The sequence below is a fragment of the Propionicimonas sp. genome, assembly GCF_049840635.1.
Lineage (GTDB): Bacteria > Actinomycetota > Actinomycetes > Propionibacteriales > Propionibacteriaceae > Propionicimonas.
This window is the reverse complement of record NZ_JASGKL010000005.1, coordinates 374,305-393,672: the sequence shown is the minus strand read 5'-3', so window position 1 is coordinate 393,672 and position 19,368 is coordinate 374,305. Positions and strand designations below refer to the sequence as shown.

Below are 19,368 nucleotides of genomic sequence, written 5' to 3'. Positions count from 1 at the left end.
AAGACAGATAGATCGTTTCATTTGCCACATCGCGCTGATTGGACGGTTGGACTTCGATAACAATCCGGGAAAGGTGCTGCCCAGCGGGGCGACTGCGTGCCTAGAGTGCACACAGAGTCCCCATGGCGGGGGACACTTCTGAGAAGCGAGGACTCAATGTCTCATGCACGCACAACGCGGCGCGTGCTCGCGGCGGTGGCATCTGTGGGTGCCGTGCTGGTCACCGCTGCGTGCAGCTCCTCCACCACCCCGGCGTCGAGTGGTTCCGCCGCCGGAGTGAACTGGGACGAGCGCGGGCCGATCACGTACGCCCAGGGCAAGGACACCGCCGGTGTCTGGGCCGGCGTCCTGAAGGAATGGAACGACGCTCACCCGAACGAGCAGGTCACCCTGCGCGAGCTCTCTCCCGAGGCCGACCAGCAGCGGGCCGAAATGATCAAACGCGGCCAGGCGAAGGACGGTGAGTTCTCGGTCATGTCGGTGGACGTCGTCTGGACGGCGGAGTTCGCCGCCAACGGCTGGCTCCAGGAGCTGCCCGCGGACAAGTTCCCGACGACCGGCATGCTGAGCAGCGCCGTCGACGCGGCGACCTACTTCAACAAGCTGTACGCCTACCCGCAGTCCTCCGACGGCGCGCTGCTGTTCTACCGCAAGGACCTGCTCGACAAGGCGGGCCTCGAGGCGCCGAAGACGTGGGACGACATGCAGGCGGCCTGTGACAAGATCCTTCCCGACCAGAAGGGCATGTCCTGCTACTCCGGCCAGTTCCAGAAGTACGAGGGACTGACCTGCAACATCGCCGAGGCCGTGAACTCCGCCGGAGGCCAGTTCATCACCGATGACGGCAAGCCGAACGTGAACACTCCCGAGGCGATCGCGGGCCTGACCTGGCTCACCGACGGCTTCAAGAGCGGCAGCATCCCGAAGGAAGCCATCACGTGGAAGGAGGAGGAGAGCCGCCAGGCGTTCCAGGACGGCAAGATCCTGTTCCTGCGCAACTGGCCGTACGTGTGGAACCTCGCCTCCAAGACCGACGGTTCCTCCGGCGTGGCCGGCAAGTTCGCCGTCGCACCGCTGCCGGGCAAGACCGGACCGGGCGTCTCCACCCTCGGTGGCCACAACATCGGCATCTCCACCTTCGCCAAGAACAAGGGCACCGCGGGTGACTTCATCAAGTGGATCGCGGCAGAGGACCAGCAGAAGACCTTCCTGCAGAAGGGCTCCCTGGCTCCGATCCTTGAGGACATGTACGCCGACGCCGAACTGAACAAGCAGTTCCCGTACCTGGCCACGCTGGGCGAGTCGATCAAGGGTGCCAAGCCGCGGCCGAAGGCCGTCCGGTACGGCGATGTGACGGCCGCGATCCAGGATGCGACCTACGCGGCGCTGCAGACGGCGCTCGGTCAGGGAAGCACCACTCCTGACCAGGCATTCGCCGGCTTGCAGACGAAGCTCGAGGACCTGCTCAAGTAACGATCCGTCATCGGGACTTCTCGGGGTCGCGGTTCGGCCGCGACCCCGAGAGGTGTCTCTTTTCCCTAGCAAAGGAGGTGGGGAAGCATGAGCCAGGGCATGACAACGACACTCGCGGGCACAACGCCTCCCATTACCGAGAAGCGCAAGAAAAACCTGCTGAGTGACGGTCAGGGCACGCTCGCCGCGATCCTGATCTCCCCGACGATGCTCGTGATCCTGTTCGTGGTCGGCATCCCGATCCTGCTGTCCCTGCGCGAGTCGGTGTTCATCAAGTACTCGACCCCCGATCCCACCACGGGCCTCATCCCCGAGGGCGAGACGTTCGTGGGGCTGCAGAACTTCACCAACATCTTCGCCAACCCGACGGTCGTCAAGGGTGTGTGGGGCCCGATGGACCGCCTGGTCAACTCCTTCCTGAACGTGACGTTCTTCACCGTCGTGTGTGTCGTCCTGGAGACGATCCTCGGCGTCGCGATGGCGCTGATCATGGCCCGGGCCTTCCGCGGCAAGGGCTTCGTCCGCGCGGCCATCCTGGTGCCGTGGGCGATCCCGACGATCGTGTCCGCCCGGATGTGGGGCCTGATCTTCGACGCCGATGGCGTGATGAACAAGATCCTCGGCCAGCAGATCCTGTGGCTGGCCGACAACGCGTACTCCCAGTGGGCGGTCATCATCGCCGACGTGTGGAAGACGGCGCCCTTCATCGGCCTGCTCACCCTCGCCGGCCTGCAGACCATCCCGGCGGACGTCTACGAGGCGGCCAAGGTGGACGGGGCCAACGCGTGGCAGACCTTCGTGCGGATCACGCTCCCCATGGTCAAGCCGGCCCTGGTGGTCGCGGTGCTGTTCCGCACGCTCGACACCATGCGCATGTTCGACCTGCCCTACGGGATGATCGGCCAGGGCAAGTACTCGGTCGAGACCATTTCGATGTTCGCCTACTACGAGAACAACCAGCTGCGCTACGGCTCCGCCGCCGCGTACTCGCTGATCCTGTTCGCCTACATCGTGCTGGTCGCCTTCATCTTCGTGAAGCTGCTCGGCGCCGACGTGATCGGTGACGAGGAGACGCGTGCCCTTTCCGAGCAGCGGAAGCGGCAGAAGGCTCTCGCCAAGGCCGAAGGCCGGAAGGCGAAGCTCGCCAAGAGTTCGATCACGAGTGGGGAGTTCCAGTCATGACCGCCGCGACCCCCGCCGCCCCGCACCACGTCTCCGCGGCCGAACTCGCCGTCCTCAACAAGCCGCAGCGCGACTGGAAGTACTGGCTCGGCACGATCGGCGTGATCCTGGGCATGGCGCTGATCGTCCTCTACTGCATCGCGCCGTTCTACTGGATGGTCGTCTCGTCGCTGCGCCTGCCCACCATGGGCCGCGACACGTCCTTCTGGCCCAACCCGGTCTCCTTCGAGAACTACCCGGCGGTCTTCGATCCGCGCAACGGGTTCGGGCGGGCACTGGTGAACTCGGTGATCGTCTCGTTGTCGACCACCCTGCTCACGCTGCTGCTGGGCATCCTGGGCGCGTACGCCCTGGCCCGGCTGCGGTTCCGGTTCAAGGGCGTCGTGCTCTCGATCATCATCGGGTGCTCGATGTTCCCCGGCATCACCCTGCTGATCCCGCTGTTCAAGATGTTCACCGGTGCGTACCCGTGGATGCCGATCAACTGGATGAACACCTACCAGGCGCTGATCATCCCGTCGTTGTCGTTCGGCCTTCCGCTGTGCGTGTGGAACCTGACGGCGTTCTTCCGTCAGCTCCCCGTGGAACTCGAGCAGGCGGCGATGGTGGACGGGTGCACGCCCGGCCAGGCGTTCCGGAAGGTGATCCTCCCGCTCGCCGCTCCCGGCGTGTTCACCACGGCGATCATCACCTTCATCGCCGTCTGGAACGAGTTCATGATCGCGCTGACCTTCGGCACCGATCCCAGCATGTACACGGCGATCGTCTCGCTGGCGAAGTTCACCGGCGCCTACGGGTACGACACTCCGTGGGGAACGATCATGGCCGCCGGTGTGCTGATCACCGTGCCGCTGATCATCGGCGTGCTGATCTTCCAGCGGCGGATCGTGGCCGGCCTCACCGCCGGCGGCGTGAAGTAGAACTCAGGAGAACGGTCATCGGGCCTCCACGTGGTGTGGGGGCCCGATGACCGTTCCGGTCGTCACGAGCAACTGGTGATCGTCTTCGATGCCGAGTAGGCCATGGGCAGGGTCTGGATGGTCTTGCCGTTGGTGTCGGTGATGAGTCCCCACGCGACGGTGCGGTACTTCGCCTTTGCACACTTGGCCGCGGTGGCCAGGGTCACGGCCTTACCCCAATCGCTCGAGGAACTCGTCTTCTGCGTACCCGCGACATCGCTCCAGGTCCCGAAGTAGGAGTCGTAGCTCTGGAGCTTCACGACGAGCTTCTTGGATCCGCTGCTTGCCTCACCCTCGGGGGTGCAGGACCACATCTCGGAACCGCGCACTCGCCAGGACGAGGTGTGCTCGCGCAGGGGTGTGTTGGCGGTGTACGTGCAGAACTTGTTGGTGATGGAGTCGGATGCACCGGCGGTTGGGGTGGACCCCACGAGCGAGAGGCCGACGGTGCAGGCGGCAGCGGCGACCGCGGCCATCGTCTTGTACCTGGGCATCGTCATCACCCCGCGAAGGACAGCGAGTCGGAGCGCTCAACGCACTTTCGGGTGTTCGATGTCCACTGGAAGCACACCCGTCCGAAGGAGTCGAGTTCCTGCACGCCGTCGATCGCGATCGGCAGTTCGTAGCTCTTGGTGGCATTCAGGCTGGCGTACGACAGGGTCTTGGTCCTGGAGTAGTAGTGCCCGGAGATGTAGACACCCGCTTCCAGGGTGACCGTCACAGAAGTCGCCTTGTTGCAGGTCCACGACGCGGAGGTACCGCCGATGGAGCCGTTGGTGACGGTCTTGACCTTGATGGTGCATTCGCCCTTGCTGGCCGCTTGGGCGGGAGCCGCAGCGGTGCCGAACACAAGGGTCGCCGCAAGCGCCACCACAGCGGCGGCGCGACGGAGAACTACCAGCGATGTTCGCATGTCCCGAGTTCCTCTCAGGTATGGGGATGGATAGCTGGACGCTACTGCGCGGGCCATCGCCGCGGGCCTCATCCGGTGACTTCATACAGGTCGCGGTGGTCACCGTCCGTCGCGAGGGCCATCCCGCGCCTCGGTCGCCACAGAGCGCGAGAAAGGCCCCGAGGGAATCCTCGGGGCCTCTCGCCGTTGTGCGCCGCCAGGGACTCGAACCCCGAACCCGCTAGTTAAGAGCCAGCTGCTCTGCCAGTTGAGCTAGCGGCGCGCAGGAAGAGACTTTAGCGCACGGGTGGCCGTGGGGAGAAATCGGGCGGCGGGCGCGGAACGCGAGGCGCGGACGAGGTGCTCCGGACCTCAGAACGCGCGGTGCACCATGGTTCCGGCGACCCAGGTCGCGGCTACCGCCATGCCCCGTAGGGTGGCGGCCGACTCCGCCGGATCCGCGCCGGCCAGCGGGTCGGCGTCCAGCAGGACGAGGTCGGCAGGGGAGTCGATCCCGACCCGTTCCCGACCACCGGTGCTCGCCGCCAGGGCCTCTGCGGACGTCAGCGAGTGCTCGGGGTGCCACGGCGCCTCACCCGGCGCGCCGCGGTACACCGCCGACGCCATCGCCAGCCACGGGTCCAGCGGTGCGACCGGGGCGTCCGAGCCCAACGCCAGCCGGACGCCGGCGTCCACCAGCTCGCGCAGCGGGAAGCTCCGGGACGCGCGCTCGACGCCCCACACCGCCTCGGTCACGCCGCGGTCGTCGAGCAGGTGCGCGGGCTGGACGCTGGCCACCAGGCCCAGCTCCGCCATCCGGGCGGACGCACCCCGGGGGAGCAACTGGGCGTGCTCGATCGTTCCCCTCGCACCGGTCGCCTCGAAGGCGTCCAGCGCGTCGGCCGCCGCCGCGTCCCCGATCGCGTGCAGCGCGACCGTCAGGCCGTTCGCCCTGGCCGTGGCCAGCAGTCGGCGCAGCTCGTCCGGCGGCACGTTCTGCACGCCGTGGCCACCCTCCGGGTACGGGTCGACGCAGTACGCGGTGCGGGTGTTCAGTGACCCGTCCGAGATGATCTTCAGCGAGCCCATCGTCACCAGCGGCTCGTCCGCCCCGCCGGGCAGGACGTCGCCGGTGCGGACGCCCGCGCGGAGGGCGGCGTCCAGGTCGGCCGGGTACACCGAGGCCCGGATCCGCAGCGGCACCCCGACGGCGGCCCACCGGCGCGGCCACGCGGCGAAGCCCGGCTCGAAGTCGTAGTCGACGATCCCGACCACGCCCTTCGCGGCCGCCTCGGCCAGCGCCCGCGCATAGGCGCCCGGGCCCACCTGCACGTCCTCGGCGGCCAACAGGGCCGGCACTGCGGCGAACCACTCCGCCTCGACGACGGGCTCGTCCCGCCACGGCAGCCCGAACCGGGCCAGCGCCGCGGTGTTGAGCCAGCCCGCGTGCGCGTCCCCGCTGACCAGGACGACCGGCAGCGGGCCGGTCGCCGCGTCCAGCGCACCCACCGACGGCGGCTCGGGCCACCCGGACGGACGGTAGCCGCCGCCCACCAGCAGGGCGGTGCCGGCAGGCGCGGCGACGACGGCTGCCCGGACGCGGGCCAGCGCGTCCGGCATGCTCGTCGTGCCGGTCAGGTCGAAGCGCGTGCTCCGCCGCGCCCACTGGCCGAGGTGGACGTGCGCATCCCACAGCCCCGGGATCAGCCAGCGCCCGTCGGCGTCGAGGACCTCCTCACCGGGCTCCGGCTCGAGGACACCCTCGACGGCGGTCACCCGGCCCGCCTCCACGCGCAGGTCGACCGGCTCGTCCGGCGCGGGCAGGCCGACCGGGACGAGCTGGGCGTGGCGCAGCAGCACGACGGGGACGTCAGCCGAGCAGCGAGGCCGTGCTCGTGCACGGCAGGCCGAACGCGTCCGCGACGGCGGGGTAGGTGACCTGTCCCGCATGCGTGTTCAGGCCCAGCGCCAGCGACGTGTTCTCCCTGCACGCGCGCTGCCAGCCCTTGTCGGCCAACTGGACGGCGTAGGCGAGCGTGGCGTTCGTCAGTGCCCAGGTGGACGTGTTCGGCACGGCGCCCGGCATGTTCGCCACGCAGTAGAACACCGAGCCGTGCACCTCGAAGGTGGGGTCGGAGTGGGTGGTCGGGTGGGAGTCCTCGAAGCAGCCGCCCTGGTCGATCGCGACGTCCACGAGCACCGAGCCCGGCTTCATCGCCGCGACCATCTCGTTGGTGACCAGCTTCGGTGCCTTCGCGCCCGGGATCAGGACGGTGCCGATCACCATGTCGGCGGCCAGCACCTGCTCGGCCACCGCCAGCCGCGACGACACGATGCCGTGCACCCGGTTCTCGTAGCGCCAGAACGTGGTGCGCAGCTTCTCCAGATCGGTGTCGAGGATCGTCACGTCCGCACCCATGCCCAGCGCGACGTTCGCCGCATTCTGGCCGGCGGTGCCGCCCCCGAGCACGACGACCTTGGCGTTGGCGACGCCACCCACGCAGCCCATCAGGACGCCGCGCCCGCCCTGCGCCTTCATCATCGCGTGCGCGCCCACCTGCGGGGCGAGGCAGCCGGCCACCTCTGACATCGGGTACAGCAGCGGCAGCAGTCCGGAGGGCAGTTGGACGGTCTCGTACGCGATCCCGGTCGTGCCCGCGGCGAGCAGGGCGTCCGTGCCCGCGCGGTCGGCGGCCAGGTGCAGGTAGGTGAACAGCAGCAGGTCGTCGCGGAGCAGGCCGAACTCGGACGGGATCGGCTCCTTCACCTTCATCACCATCTCGCCGGTGGCCCAGGTCTCCTCGGCCGTGGGAACGATCGTCGCTCCCTGCGCGACGTACTCGTCGTCGCTGATCGAGGAGCCCACGCCGGCGCCGGCCTGGACGAACACCTCGTGGCCGTGGGAGACGAGTTCGGAGACGCCGACCGGGGTGATCGCGACCCGGTACTCGTTGTCCTTGACCTCGGAAGGGACGGCGATCCGCATGGGAGTCCTCTCTGCTCTGCCCGGCTCAGGTGGTCGTGGCGGACACAGTGTCCTACATCGCGGCGCCCACCGGAGCGCTATCCGTTCATTCGCCCGCGGCCGTACGCAGCGCGCGCCTGTGCGGGGTGGGACGTCCGCAGGGCGCGATGGCGCCGGGCCGCCACGCCGGAGGACTAGACTGTGCGCGAACGTGCTCCGGGGTCGGTGTAAGTCCGAACCGGCGGTGACAGTCCGCGACCCGTTCCTGCCTGGCAGGAACGGTTGATCCGGTGGAATTCCGGGACCGACGGTGAAAGTCCGGATGGGAGGCAGCACGCGGCGCTCGCGCGCAGTCTGTCGCGCCGGGCGTCCGTTCGCGCATCCCCTCGTCCCCGGAACCCGGTCGCTGTGACGACGGACGGATGTGAGGACGATGAGGCGCGAGCTGCTGGCCCCGCTGCTGCTGGGGGTCGTGCTGCTGGTGGGCTGGATCCTGACCGCGGGCCAGGGTTCGGTGCTCCTGCCGACCCCGGGGAAGGTCGCGGCCCGGCTCGTCTCCGACCTGACCGACCCGGTCTACTGGTCGTACCTGCTGGTCACGCTGGGGGAGGCGTTCGGCGGCGCACTGCTGGGCACGGCCGTCGCGCTGCCGCTGGCCGTCCTGATCCACCGCTCGCGCTGGGTCGCCGCGGCCGTGAACCCCTTCCTCGGCGCCACCCAGGCCATCCCCGCGATCGCGCTGGCGCCGCTGCTGGTGCTCTGGCTGGGGTACGGGCTCGGCCCGGTGATCATCCTGTGCGCGCTGATCGTGTTCTTCCCGATCCTGATCTCCGCCGTCGTCGGCCTGCGCCACGTGGACGCCGACGTCGTCGACGCCGGACGCATCGACGGCGCCTCGTCCCTGGCGCTGCTGGTGAACGTCGAGCTGCCGATGGCGTTGCCGTCCATCCTCGGCGGCGTCCGCAACGGCGTCACGCTCGCCGTCACCGGCGCGATCGTCGGCGAGATGGTGATGGGTGGCGCGGGCCTGGGCACCGTGCTCACCATCCAGCGCGAGTCCGTCGACACCGCCGGAATGGTCTCGACGATCATCGTCCTCTGCGTGATCGCGTCCGCCGCCTACGCCGCCATCCACCTCTGGGAGCGCCACTCCCGGATCATCGACTCCCTGCACCGCTCCTGAGAGGTCCCCATGAGAACCCGCCTGCTCGCCGTCCTCGCCGCGGCCGTCGTCCTGGCCGGCTGCACGTCCGCGACGACCACCGCGCCGTCCGGCTCCGCGTCCGGCTCGGCCGCCCTCCCGACCCCCACGATCGGGCTCACCTACATCCCGAACGTCCAGTTCAGCCCGTTCTACGTCGCCGAGGCGGACGGGGACTTCACCTCGGCCGGCGTCGCCCCCGTCCTGCGCCACCACGGGACCTCCGAGGGGCTGTTCACCGCGATCCTCGCCGGCCAGGAGCAGTTCGTCGTCGCGGGCGGCGACGAACTGATGCAGGCCCGCGCGCAGGGCTCCGACCTCGTCGCCGTCGCCGCGTACTACCGCAGCTACCCGGTCGAGGTCATCGTCCCCGACGGCTCGGCGATCCACAGCCTCGCCGACCTGAAGGGCCACAGCATCGGCCTGCCCGGCAAGTACGGCGAGAACTGGTTCGGCCTCCAGGTCGCGCTGAAGACGGCAGGGCTCACGGAGTCCGACGTGACGGTGCAGGAGATCGGCTACACCCAGCAGGCCGCGCTCAGCACCGGCAAGGTGGACGCGATCGTCGGCTTCAGCAACAACGAGGCCGTCCAGTTCGCGCTGTCGGGCTTCGCCACGCGGAGCCTCCCGATCGTGGAGAGCGGCGAGGTGCCGCTGGTGGGCATCTGCCTGGTCACGACCGCCGCCTACGCCGCCGACCACCCCGAGGTGGTGAAGGTCGTCGCCGCGGGCATGCTGGCCGGCATCCGCACGGTCGTGGACGATCCGGACCACGCCATGGACGTCTCCGCCACCTACGTGCCGGGGCTCTCGGCCGCCGCCGCCCAGGCCTCGGCGAAGGCCACGCTCACCGCGACGACGAAGTTGTGGACCACGGCGGAGGGGAAGGTGGACGGCCACCTCGACGCCGACCAGTGGACGGCGATGGCCGACTTCATGGCCGCCCAGGGCCTCACCGACAGCAGGGTTGACCCGACACCAGCGTTCTCGAACGCCTACCTCGGCTAGTTCGGGCCCGCCAGCCGATACCCTCTGGACAATCCTGAGAGACTATTCCTCGTTCGAGGAGGGCGATGAGCCAGCACGTCGTACCGGGGTGGGATGAGTACTTCCTCAACATCGCCACCGCCGTGTCCGGTCGCGCCAAGTGCACCCGCCGGAAGGTGGGAGCCGTCCTCGTGCTGGACAAGCGGATCATCGCGACCGGGTACAACGGTGCGGCGCCGGGGCGTCCGGACTGCCTGGAGGGCGCCTGCCCGCGCGGCCGGATGGGCTACGACGAGGTGCCCGGGCTGGGCGACTACGACCGGCCGGGGACGCCGGGGTTCTGCATCGCCATCCACGCCGAGGTGAACGCCCTGCTGTTCGCCACGCGCGACACGAAGGGCGCCGTCGCCTACATCACCGACCCGCCGTGCCCGGGCTGCCGCAAGGCGCTCGCCGCCGCCGGCATCGTCCGCGCGGTCTGGCCCGCCGGCGAGCACGACTGCGACGGCCTGGTCGACTGGAGCGGCGCGTGGTGAACCTCAAGCCCAAGACCTCCCAGTTGTCGGCGTGGGTCGACCGGGGGGTCGCGCTGTTCTGCCTCGGCACGCTGATCCCGGCTTCGCTCGCCGCTGCCGACCAGATCCAGCACCTCGCGCTGTGGTGGATGGTGGTCGTCGGGGGCGGCATCGTCGTCGCCAGCATCGGCATGATGGTCGCCAGCTTCCAGGGCTGGAAGCTGCGCTCGTTCGCGCTCGTCTACGTGACGGTCGTGACGTTCGGGCTGATCACCTGGCCCGCGGCGTGGCAGTCCGACCAGGTGGCGGCGAGCAGCCCGTGGCTGTGGATGTGCCTCGGCGTCGCAGCGATCTGCCTGGCCGTGACGACCGGCACCGGCTGGGGCTTCGCGTACTCGATCGCCTCCGGGCTGCTGTTCGCCGCGGTGCGGATGACGCCGTCGGGGCAGAGCGCGTCCCTGCTGGGAGCCTTCCAGGACATGATCAACCTGGTCATGAACGCGTCCGTCGTGATCGTGGCACTCGGCGTGGTCAGCACCGCGTTCAAGGAACTGGACGAGGCGGAGGCTGCCACCCGCAAGGAGGCGACCGACGCCGCCATCGAGGAGGCGCTGCTGGAGGAGCGGCACCGCCTGGACGGCATCGTCCACGACGAGGTGATGACCACCCTGGTGGCCGCGGCCCACGCGCCCGGCGACGTCCACGTCGCCCAGCAGGCCCAGCGCGCCGTCGACCGACTCGCCCAGGCGGAGGCGCCGACCGAGACCCGCCTGCCCGTCACCGGTGACCAGCTCACCTGGCTGGTCACCGACGTCGTGAGCGCCCTCGTCCCGCAGACGAAGTTCGTCTCCCAGCTGGAGGGGCTCGCGGTCCCGCAGCAGGTGGCCAGCACGCTCGGCATGGTCGTGCGCGAGGTCGCCCTCAACGTCGCCAAGCACTCCAAGGCCGACGAGGTCGAGGTCACCATGACCAGCCCCGACAAGGGTGCGATCAGCATCTCGATCGCCGACAACGGGGTCGGCTTCGACCCCGAGCTCGTGCCGAAGCGGCGTCTCGGCCTGCAGGTCTCGGTCGGCTACCGGATGTGGGCGATCGGAGGCTCGGCGGAGATCCACTCGCAGCCGGGCCAGGGGACCGTCGTCGTCCTGACCTGGAAGCCGGAGAACTCCACGGTCGGCGAGGCCGAACTGCCCAGGCGGCGCAGGGCCGGCCGCGTCCTCGCCGACATCCCCGACCTGTCCCGACCGCTCCTCGTCCGCCTCGTGTGGGTGCTGGTCGGCCTGCAGTTCCTGCTCGGCTGGACCAGCCTCGACCAGGTCACGATGGTCTGGCCGGTCTTCCTGGCGCAGGCACTCGCCGTGGGCGCGACCTGGCTGACGCTGCGCCGGACGTCCGACAACCCCATGCGGCTGCCGGACGCGATCCTGGTCGTCGTCCTGCTGATCGCCGTCACCCTGATCGTCCAGGCCGTGCTGCCCAACGGCCACTGGCCCGGCTACGCGACGTGGCACAGCGGCGTCGTGATGGTGCTGCTCGTCACCGTCCTCGTCCGCGGCCAGGAACGGGTCGCCTGGACCGGCGTCGGCCTGTACGCGGTGATCTCGGCGGTGTGGGCGATCACGCACGAGATGACCGTCGCCGACACGCTGCGGGTCGGCTTCACCCCGTTCTCCTGGATGCTGGTCGCCCAGCTGCTGCAGAGCTGGCTGATCGACCTGGCCGACCGGATGAACGCGTCCCGCCGCTCGTCGGCAGCCGCGAACAAGGCGATCGCGCAGAGCTTCTCCAAGCTCGTCCTGCGCGACGTGTGGCTCACCCAGCTGCGCGCCCAGGTAGGGCCGCTCCTGAACCGGATCGCCGACACCGACTACGAGCTGAGCGACGAGGAGCGGGCGGCCTGCCTCGCGCAGGAGAGCCGGCTCCGGGACGCGATGCGGGCGGGCAACCTCGTCACCGAGCTGACCTCGGACGCGATCGAGGTCGCCCGGGGACGCGGCGTCGACGTCCGACTGGTCGACAGCCGGGGCACGCGGCTGCCGGAGGACGTGCGCGCGGCGCTCACCCAGCACCTCGGCCGGCTGCTCACCGACTCGAGCACGAAGCGGGTGGTGGCGCGCGCGGCTCCCGAGGGCTACGAGGACGTGGTGACGGTCCTGGCCGTCCGCGACGACGGGAGCAGCGAATTGATCGGTCTGGATGCCAGCGGCCGGGTCAGCACACGTTAGGCTAGGACGCGATGATCACCACGGCAGTCATTGACGACCACGAGGCCATTCGACTGGGCATGTCCCTGGCCTTGCAGAACCACCCCGGCCACCAGGTCACCCTGGTCGACGGGGCAGCGACCGTGCCGGAGTTCCTCGGCAGGGGCGTCCCGTGCGACGTCGTCCTTCTGGACCTGCAGCTCGACGACAACTCCGACCCGCTCGACAACGCCGAGGCGCTGATCGAGGCCGGCTACAAGGTGCTCGTCTACTCGATCGCCGACAACGTCCGGCTGCTCCGCCGCGCGCTGGCCGGTGGCGCGGCCGGGGTGTGCCGCAAGGCGGAGCCGATCGCCGTCACGCTGGCGTCCATCGAGGCGGTGGCCGAGGGCCAGGTCGTGATCAGCCAGGAGATCCTCGCCGCGATCGAGGGCGACGCGTCCTACGTGGCGGCGAACCTCGGCCCGCGCGAGCGTGAGGTGCTGGCCCTGTACGCCGGCGGCTTCGAGGTTCCCGAGGTCGCCGAGCGGCTGACCATCACCGAGAACAGCGTCAAGGAGTACCTCAAGCGTATCCGCGTGAAGTACACCAACGTCAACCGGCCCGCGGCGAGCAAGCTCGACCTGTTCCGCAGGGCCATCGAGGACGGCATCGTCCCGCCCGTCGAGCCGCACCACCTGTAGCCCTCTCTGGCGGGCCCCACCCGTCCGGGCTCGCCCCGGTTGCAGACCCAGCCACAAGCGCTCCCGAAACTCGCAGACGCTCCCGAAATTTCGGGAGCGTCTGGGCGTTTCGGGAGCGTTTGTGGCTGGACTGCTTCAGTACCAGCCGTGGGCACGCTTGAAGCCCCAGGCCCCGCAAGGGGTGCCGTAGCGCTGGTCGACGTAGTCGAGGCCCCAGCGGATCTGCGTGGCGGGGTTCGTGCGCCAGTCGGACCCGAACGAGGCCATCTTGCTGCCGGGGAGGGCCTGCGGGATGCCGTAGGCGCTGGAGTAGGGGTTGTCCGCGTAGGTGTCCCACTTGCTCTCGCGCATGATGATCGCGTTGTAGCAGGTGAACTGGTCCTCGCCCCACCCGTACTTGTTCTTCATGATCTCGCGGGCGATCTCGCGCGGGTCGGTGATGACCGGGTCGTAGCCGAGTTCGGCCACCTTCTGCTCGTACAGCGCCTTCATCGTCGCGTTGCCGATGCTGATCGCGGAGCTCTGCTTGGCCAGCAGCGACTGGCGGTACGCGGCCAGGTCGTCCGTGGTGGTCGTGGTGCTCGTCGACGAGCCGGTGCTGGACACCGTCATCGGCGCCGCGTCCGAGGTGCTCGCAGGGAAGAACGGGGAAAGTCCGATCAGTGCGCTGAGGGCGACGATGGCCTTCCGCACGGACCGGTGATTCAGCACGCGGAGAGTCTTGCATAAGAACCCTCTCAGACAAAACTCAGCTTCGCGTGTCTCACGGTGGCACGCCGGGGACGGTTCCTGTCGTGCGGTCGGGACTGGTGCTGGATCGCCGGGGACGGTTGCTGTCGTGCCGCGGGAGCGTCCGACCCGCTGCGCGCGGCACGCTAGGAACCGTCCCCATCGTGCCGGGTCCGCGGGGACGGTTCCTTCGGACCCGGCACGAAAGAACCGTCCCCTCGTGCCGGATGCTGAGAACGGGGTGAGGGGCGGACGCGTCTAGGCTGGGCGGGTGATGCTGCGCCTGCTGGACGGTCCGGGCCTGGTCGACGGGCTGGCCGAGGCGCTGGACGGGGGACGGCCCGTCGCGCCGGTGCCCGAGGACCGGCAGCGGGCGGCCCTCGCGCTGGACGAACCCGTCCTCGAACCCGGCGCGGCAGCCGTCGTCACCACCTCCGGCTCGACGGGGGAGCCCAAGGCCGTCGTGCTCGGCGCGGACGCGATCCGCTTCGCCGCCCACGCCACCCACGCCCGGCTCGGCGGCCCCGGCGACTGGGTGTGCGCGCTGCCCACCCGCCACGTCGCAGGGCTGATGACGATCGCGCGCGCGATCGTCGCACGTACCCGCGTCCGCTTCGCCCGCGGCGACCTGTCCGACCTGCCCGAGCCGGACGGACGCACCTACCTCTCCCTCGTGGCCGCCCAGCTCGACCGCGCGCTCGACCGCCCCGCCGACGTCGAACTGCTGCGCGCCCACGCCGCCGTCCTCGTCGGCGGCAGCGCCGTCCCCGCCCGGCTGCGCGAGCGCGCCGAGGAGGCCGGCGTCACCGCCGTGACCACCTACGGGATGAGCGAGACCTGCGGCGGCTGCGTCTACGACGGGCGGCCGCTCGACGGCGTCCGGGTCGAACTGGACGCGGGACGCATCGGCCTCGGCGGCCCGATGGCGTTCCTCGGCTACCGGCTGCGTCCGGACCTCACCCGGCAGGTCCTGGCCGGCGACCTCGTCCGGACGAGCGACCGCGGCCGCTGGGTCGACGGCCGGCTCCACGTCCTGGGACGCATCGACGACGTCGTCCTCAGCGGTGGCAGCAATGTCGACCTCGGCGCCGTGCAGCGTGCCTGCGACGCCGAGTTCGGGCCGGGTGTCGTCGCCGTCCTCGCCGTGCCCGACGAGCGCTGGGGGTCCCGGGTCGTGGCCTTCGTGACCGCCGAGCTCACCCTCGCCGACCTGCGCGAGCGGCTCGAGCCGCGCGTGGGCAGCGCCTCCGTCCCGCGGGAATTGCGGCGGGCCGCCGCCGTGGCGTACACATCCTTGGGCAAGATCGACCGCGCGGCGCTGCTGCGCGCCTGGGCGAAGGGTGGAGATGGCGAACCTGGCTGAGTGGGTGGAAGGGGCGCGACCGCGCACCCTCCCCGCGGCGCTGTCCCCGGTGCTTGCCGGCAGCGGGGTCGCCTGGTTCGCGGACGCCTTCTCCCCGTTGCTGGCCGGCCTCGCGCTGGTCGTCGCGCTCGCCCTCCAGATCGGCGTGAACTTCGCCAACGACTACTCCGACGGCATCCGTGGCACCGACGCCGACCGTGTGGGTCCGCTGCGCCTGGTCGGGTCCGGCGTGGCCGAGCCGCGGCACGTCAGGGACGCCGCGTTTGCCTGCTTCGGCCTCGCCGCGGTCGCCGGGCTGGTGATCGTGGTGCTCATCGCGCAGTGGTGGCTGCTCGCCGTCGGCGCGGCTGCGATCGCCGCCGCGTGGTTCTACACCGGAGGCAGCCACCCCTATGGCTACCTCGGCCTGGGCGAGGTGTTCGTGTTCGTGTTCTTCGGGCTGGTCGCCGTCGCCGGCACCGTGTACGTGCAGGTGGGGTCCGTGCCGGCGGCCGCGTGGTGGGCGGCCGTGGCGATCGGGTCACTGGCCTGCCTGATCCTCGTCGCCAACAACCTGCGCGACCTCGACACCGACCTCACCGCGGGCAAGCGGACGCTCGCGACGCGGCTCGGCGATGCCGGCACCCGGCGCGCCTTCGTCGGCCTGGTCGGCCTGGCGGTGCTCGGTGTCGTCGGCGTCGCGGCGACCAGCTCGTGGTGGGCGTTGCTCGGCCTGGCGATGCTGCCGGTGCTGGCCCGTCCGACGATGGCCGTGGTGCGGGGCGTGTCCGGACGCGACCTGATCGGCGTCCTCAAGCAGACCGGGCTGGCGGAGCTGGCCTGCGCCGCCGGGCTGTTCGTCGGCCTCTTGGTCGCCTGATGGGCCCCACCGTCTTCGCGCTCGGCCTGCGCAACCGGTTCCGTGGGATCACCGTGCGCGAGGGGCTGCTGGTCCGCGGCCCGGCCGGCTGGGCGGAGTGGAGCCCGTTCGCCGAGTACACGCGACCAGAGATCGACGCCTGGTGGGCGTCCACCGTCGAGGCCGCGACGATCGGCTTCCCCGCGCCCGTGCGCGACCGCGTCCCCGTCAACGTCACCGTCCCCGCCGTCGACCCCGAACGCGCGCACGCGATCGTCGCCGCGTCCGGCTGCCGCACGGCGAAGGTGAAGGTCGCCGAGCCCGGGCAGGCCTTCGCGGAGGACCTGGCCCGCGTCGAGGCCGTCCGTGACGCCCTCGGCCCCGAGGGACGCGTCCGCGTGGACGTGAACGGCCACTGGGACGTCGACCTCGCGTTCGCCCGCCTGCGCGAGCTGGCCCGGTTCGGCCTGGAGTACGCGGAGCAGCCGTGCGCGTCCGTGCCCGAGCTCGCCGACCTGCGCCGCCGATTCGCGCGCGCGGGCGTCGAGGTGCCGATCGCGGCCGACGAGAGCATCCGGCGCAGTGGCGACCCGGAGCGGGTGGTCGCGGAGGAGGCCGCCGACATCGCCGTACTCAAGGTGCAGCCGTTGGGCGGGGTGCGCCGCTGCCTCGAGCTCGCCGAGCGGCTCGGGCTGCCCGTCGTGGTCTCGTCCGCGCTGGAGAGCTCGGTCGGGCTGGCGGCAGGGGTCGCGCTCGCTGCGGCGCTCCCGGTCCTGCCCTATGCGTGCGGGCTGAACACCGCCACGATGTTCACCAGCGACGTGACGACGCAGCCGCTGGTGGCCGTCGGGGGAGAGATCGGGGTGCGACCGGTGGTGGTGGACCGTGCGGAGGGCTGGCAGGCGCCGGTGGGGGCAACCCGCGCGTGGCTGGCCCGCCTGGCCGACGTGCCGGGCGCCACGGAGTTCGTCCGGTCCATCGGCGAGCCGTCCGGAGAGCGAGGGGACGCGACATGAGTGACTCCGTCGCCTGTGCGCAGGTCGTCCTCGGCCAACTCATCGCCCAGGGTGTCACCGACCTCGTCCTCGCCCCCGGCTCGCGCAGCGCCCCGCTCGCGCTGGTGGCCGACGCGGCCGCCCGCGAAGGGCTGCTCCGGCTGCACGTCCGCGTGGACGAGCGGGGCGCGGGTTTCCTCGCCCTCGGTCTGGCCAAGGCGTCCGGACGCTGTGTCCCCGTCGTCACGACGTCGGGCACGGCGGTCGGGAACCTGCTGCCCGCGGTGATGGAGGCCCACCACTCCGGCGTGGCGCTGCTGGTGCTGTCGGCCGACCGTCCGGCGGCCCTCGTCGGCACGGCCGCCAACCAGACCACCGAGCAGTCCGACCTGTTCGGCGCGTTCGTGAGGTACCGGGCCCGGCTGTCGTCGGCCGCGCCGGCCGCGGCCTGGTCCGCGCACGCCGCGCGGGCAGCGCTCGCCGCCGAGGGTGTGCTGTCGGGCCGTCCGGGCCCCGCGCACCTGAACCTGGAGCTGGGCCTGCCGCTGGTGCCGGCGGACGGTCCGGTGGGCGCTCCGGTCCTCGGCCGGGCGGTGGAGGGCGCTGGCGCGGGTCCGGCGGAGCCGGTCGTGCTGGCCGGGACGCCCCGCACGCTCGTGGTCTGCGGGGACGCGAGCCCCGCCGTGGGCAGAGTGGCGCTCGAGCTCGCGGAGGCCGCGAACCTCCCGCTGGTCGCCGAGCCGTCGAGCAACGCCAGAGCCGGCACCAACGCACTGGCCACCGGACGACTGTTGCTGGCCGACGACCTCGCCGACCGTGTCGAGCGGGTGGTGGTGTTCGGGCGTCCGAACCTCTCCCGCCCGGTCACCGCGCTGCTCTCCCGCCCCGATGTCGAGGTGGTCGTCGTGGGTGGGCAGGACTACCCCGACCCCGGCTGGCGGGCCGGTGTGGTCGCCGGTCTGGTCGCCCTCGAGCCCGGGCCGGGGGACTGGCTCGCCGAGTGGCGGGCGGCGGACGCGGAGCGCTCGGCGGCGCTCGCCACGCACTCGTCGCCGCCCGGCGCCCTCACCGGGCCCGAACTCGCCCGCATCGTCGTGGGCTCCGTGGCGGCCGACGAGGTGCTGTGCCTGGGCAACTCGAACCCGGTCAGGGACGCCGACCTCGCCCCGGTCCGCACCGCTCCCGGGCCGGTGTTCGCCAACCGGGGTCTCGCGGGGATCGACGGGACGATCGCGACAGCGGTCGGCGTGGCCCTCGCGACGAACGCCCCCACCACCCTGCTGTGCGGCGACCTCACGTTCGTACACGACGCCGGCTCGCTGGCGATCGGGCCGGGCGAGCCGCGTCCAGCCCTGCGGGTAGTGGTCGCGGACGACGCCGGAGGCAGCATCTTCGCCACCCTCGAGTACGGCCAGACCCGGTTCGCGGACGCCTTCGAGCGGGTCTTCGCCACCCCGACCGGACTCGACCCGGTCGCCGTCGCCGCCGGGTACGGCGTGCCCGCACGGCGCGTGTCGAGCGCCGACGACGTGGCCGGCGCGCTGGCCGAGCCCGTGACCGGCCTGGAGGTGCTGGTGGTCGACGTCGACCGGTCGAGCAGGGCGCCGGACGCGCCGCAGCGCTCGTGACGACCTTCTTCGCCGCCGTCTGGGCGTCCCTGCCGCTCGCATCCTGGCTGGTCCTCGGCGTGTGCGCGCTGCTGATCGGGTTCGGCAAGACCGCCCTCGGCGGCGTCGCCCTGATCGCCGTAGTGCTCGCTGCCCAGGTACTGCCGACCAAGGACTCGACCGGCGTCGTGCTGGTGATGCTGCTGGTCGGCGACCTCGTCGCCACCTGGACCTACCGCCACGACGTCGACTGGCGGCTGATCGCACGCCTGATCCCGCCGGTCCTGGTCGGGATCGGTCTCGGCGCGCTGTTCCTGAACTGGGTGGACGGGCCGGTGCTGAAGCGCACGATGGGCGCGATCCTGCTCGTCCTGCTGGTGCTCGGCCTGTGGCCCGACCGGCTCGCCGCCCACCGTCCCTCGGTCGGGCTGGCCTACGGCGGGCTGGCCGGCTTCACCACCATGGTCGCCAACGGGGGCGGCCCGCCGATGAGCCTGTACCTGCTCGCCCGCAAGTACGACAAGCTGCGCTTCCTCGGCACGACGGCGTGGTTCTTCTTCGCCGTGAACCTGATCAAGGTGCCGTTCTCGATCGCCAACGGCATCGTCCGCCCCGACACCGCGGCCGTCTCGCTCACGCTCGCGCCGGTGGTGCTGCTCGGTACGGCGATCGGACGGGTCGCGATCCGGCACATCGACCAGGTCCTGTTCGACCGGCTGGTCACGATCCTCGTCGGCGTGGCCGCGGTCTACCTGCTGTTGGGCTGAGGCCGGGC

The 19,368-nt window shown here is 70.9% G+C and carries 18 protein-coding genes, 1 tRNA gene and 1 riboswitch; of the genes, 13 read left to right on the top strand and 6 right to left on the bottom strand.

Annotation, left to right across the window (positions count from 1 at the left end):
- The first annotated feature begins 195 nt into the window (after positions 1-195).
- From QM779_RS07890 to QM779_RS07880, 3 genes are all read left to right on the top strand, one after another.
- The gene (locus QM779_RS07890; protein WP_428533932.1) at positions 196-1,473 is read left to right on the top strand and encodes an ABC transporter substrate-binding protein; all 1,278 of its coding nucleotides are present in this window, start codon (positions 196-198) and stop codon (positions 1,471-1,473) included.
- Positions 1,474-1,572: 99 nt separating this feature from the next.
- The gene (locus tag QM779_RS07885) at positions 1,573-2,655 is read left to right on the top strand and encodes a carbohydrate ABC transporter permease (RefSeq protein WP_428533930.1); all 1,083 of its coding nucleotides are present in this window, start codon (positions 1,573-1,575) and stop codon (positions 2,653-2,655) included.
- Positions 2,656-2,768: 113 nt separating this feature from the next.
- Positions 2,769-3,575 carry a carbohydrate ABC transporter permease gene (locus tag QM779_RS07880; RefSeq protein WP_428538360.1) on the top strand — a complete coding sequence of 269 codons (807 nt, stop codon included), beginning with the start codon at positions 2,769-2,771 and terminating at the stop codon, positions 3,573-3,575.
- Between the two features lie 62 nt (positions 3,576-3,637).
- Here QM779_RS07880 and QM779_RS07875 read toward each other — a convergent pair whose 3' ends face one another.
- The 5 genes from QM779_RS07875 to ald all read right to left on the bottom strand — a co-directional run bounded on the left by QM779_RS07875 (position 3,638) and on the right by ald (position 7,492).
- Positions 3,638-4,108 (bottom strand): hypothetical protein, encoded by a 471-nt coding sequence (locus tag QM779_RS07875; RefSeq protein WP_428533928.1) that lies wholly within the window; start codon positions 4,106-4,108, stop codon positions 3,638-3,640.
- A gap of 5 nt (positions 4,109-4,113) precedes the next feature.
- Complete coding sequence (locus tag QM779_RS07870) at positions 4,114-4,527, bottom strand: hypothetical protein (RefSeq protein ID WP_428533926.1); 414 nt, start codon at positions 4,525-4,527, stop codon at positions 4,114-4,116.
- A gap of 189 nt (positions 4,528-4,716) precedes the next feature.
- Positions 4,717-4,789: transfer RNA gene (locus QM779_RS07865), tRNA-Lys, on the bottom strand.
- Between the two features lie 89 nt (positions 4,790-4,878).
- Positions 4,879-6,366: an amidohydrolase gene (locus QM779_RS07860; RefSeq protein ID WP_428533924.1), complete on the bottom strand. Its 1,488-nt coding sequence runs from the start codon at positions 6,364-6,366 to the stop codon at positions 4,879-4,881.
- Positions 6,367-6,376: 10 nt separating this feature from the next.
- Positions 6,377-7,492 carry an alanine dehydrogenase gene (ald, locus tag QM779_RS07855; RefSeq protein WP_428533922.1) on the bottom strand — a complete coding sequence of 372 codons (1,116 nt, stop codon included), beginning with the start codon at positions 7,490-7,492 and terminating at the stop codon, positions 6,377-6,379.
- Positions 7,493-7,679: 187 nt separating this feature from the next.
- A riboswitch (FMN riboswitch) is annotated at positions 7,680-7,810 on the top strand.
- Between the two features lie 94 nt (positions 7,811-7,904).
- On the opposite strand from ald, the gene QM779_RS07850 reads away from it, so the two are divergent.
- From QM779_RS07850 to QM779_RS07830, 5 genes are all read left to right on the top strand, one after another.
- Positions 7,905-8,654 (top strand): ABC transporter permease, encoded by a 750-nt coding sequence (locus QM779_RS07850; RefSeq protein ID WP_428533920.1) that lies wholly within the window; start codon positions 7,905-7,907, stop codon positions 8,652-8,654.
- A 9-nt stretch (positions 8,655-8,663) separates the two neighbouring features.
- Entirely contained in the window at positions 8,664-9,680 is a 1,017-nt protein-coding gene (locus tag QM779_RS07845) for an ABC transporter substrate-binding protein (RefSeq protein ID WP_428533918.1), read from the top strand.
- A 65-nt stretch (positions 9,681-9,745) separates the two neighbouring features.
- Positions 9,746-10,195 carry a deoxycytidylate deaminase gene (locus tag QM779_RS07840; RefSeq protein WP_428533916.1) on the top strand — a complete coding sequence of 150 codons (450 nt, stop codon included), beginning with the start codon at positions 9,746-9,748 and terminating at the stop codon, positions 10,193-10,195.
- Positions 10,189-12,399, top strand: coding sequence for a sensor histidine kinase (locus tag QM779_RS07835; RefSeq protein ID WP_428533914.1), 2,211 nt, complete (start codon positions 10,189-10,191; stop codon positions 12,397-12,399). Before QM779_RS07840 ends, QM779_RS07835 begins: the two co-directional genes overlap by 7 nt.
- 11 nt (positions 12,400-12,410) lie before the next feature.
- Entirely contained in the window at positions 12,411-13,061 is a 651-nt protein-coding gene (locus QM779_RS07830) for a response regulator transcription factor (protein ID WP_415152930.1), read from the top strand.
- A gap of 135 nt (positions 13,062-13,196) precedes the next feature.
- On the opposite strand, the gene QM779_RS07825 is transcribed toward QM779_RS07830, so the two are convergent.
- Positions 13,197-13,772, bottom strand: a complete 576-nt coding sequence (locus QM779_RS07825) for a hypothetical protein (RefSeq protein ID WP_428533911.1) — start codon at positions 13,770-13,772, stop codon at positions 13,197-13,199.
- 292 nt (positions 13,773-14,064) lie between these two features.
- Here QM779_RS07825 and QM779_RS07820 point away from each other — a divergent pair, with 292 nt between their 5' ends.
- Genes QM779_RS07820 through QM779_RS07800 form a run of 5 tightly spaced genes read left to right on the top strand, consistent with a single transcriptional unit; the run spans position 14,065 to position 19,360 of the window.
- Positions 14,065-15,153 (top strand): AMP-binding protein, encoded by a 1,089-nt coding sequence (locus QM779_RS07820; protein WP_428538357.1) that lies wholly within the window; start codon positions 14,065-14,067, stop codon positions 15,151-15,153.
- Positions 15,137-16,012 carry a 1,4-dihydroxy-2-naphthoate polyprenyltransferase gene (locus QM779_RS07815; RefSeq protein WP_428533909.1) on the top strand — a complete coding sequence of 292 codons (876 nt, stop codon included), beginning with the start codon at positions 15,137-15,139 and terminating at the stop codon, positions 16,010-16,012. Before QM779_RS07820 ends, QM779_RS07815 begins: the two co-directional genes overlap by 17 nt.
- Complete coding sequence (locus QM779_RS07810; RefSeq protein ID WP_428533907.1) at positions 16,012-17,007, top strand: o-succinylbenzoate synthase; 996 nt, start codon at positions 16,012-16,014, stop codon at positions 17,005-17,007. The genes QM779_RS07815 and QM779_RS07810 overlap by 1 nt, the downstream gene beginning before the upstream one ends.
- Complete coding sequence (gene menD / locus QM779_RS07805) at positions 17,004-18,614, top strand: 2-succinyl-5-enolpyruvyl-6-hydroxy-3-cyclohexene-1-carboxylic-acid synthase (RefSeq protein ID WP_428533905.1); 1,611 nt, start codon at positions 17,004-17,006, stop codon at positions 18,612-18,614. Before QM779_RS07810 ends, menD begins: the two co-directional genes overlap by 4 nt.
- A complete protein-coding gene (locus QM779_RS07800) occupies positions 18,611-19,360 on the top strand; it encodes a sulfite exporter TauE/SafE family protein (RefSeq protein ID WP_428533903.1) in 750 nt (249 codons plus the stop codon). The genes menD and QM779_RS07800 overlap by 4 nt, the downstream gene beginning before the upstream one ends.
- Positions 19,361-19,368 lie beyond the last annotated feature (8 nt).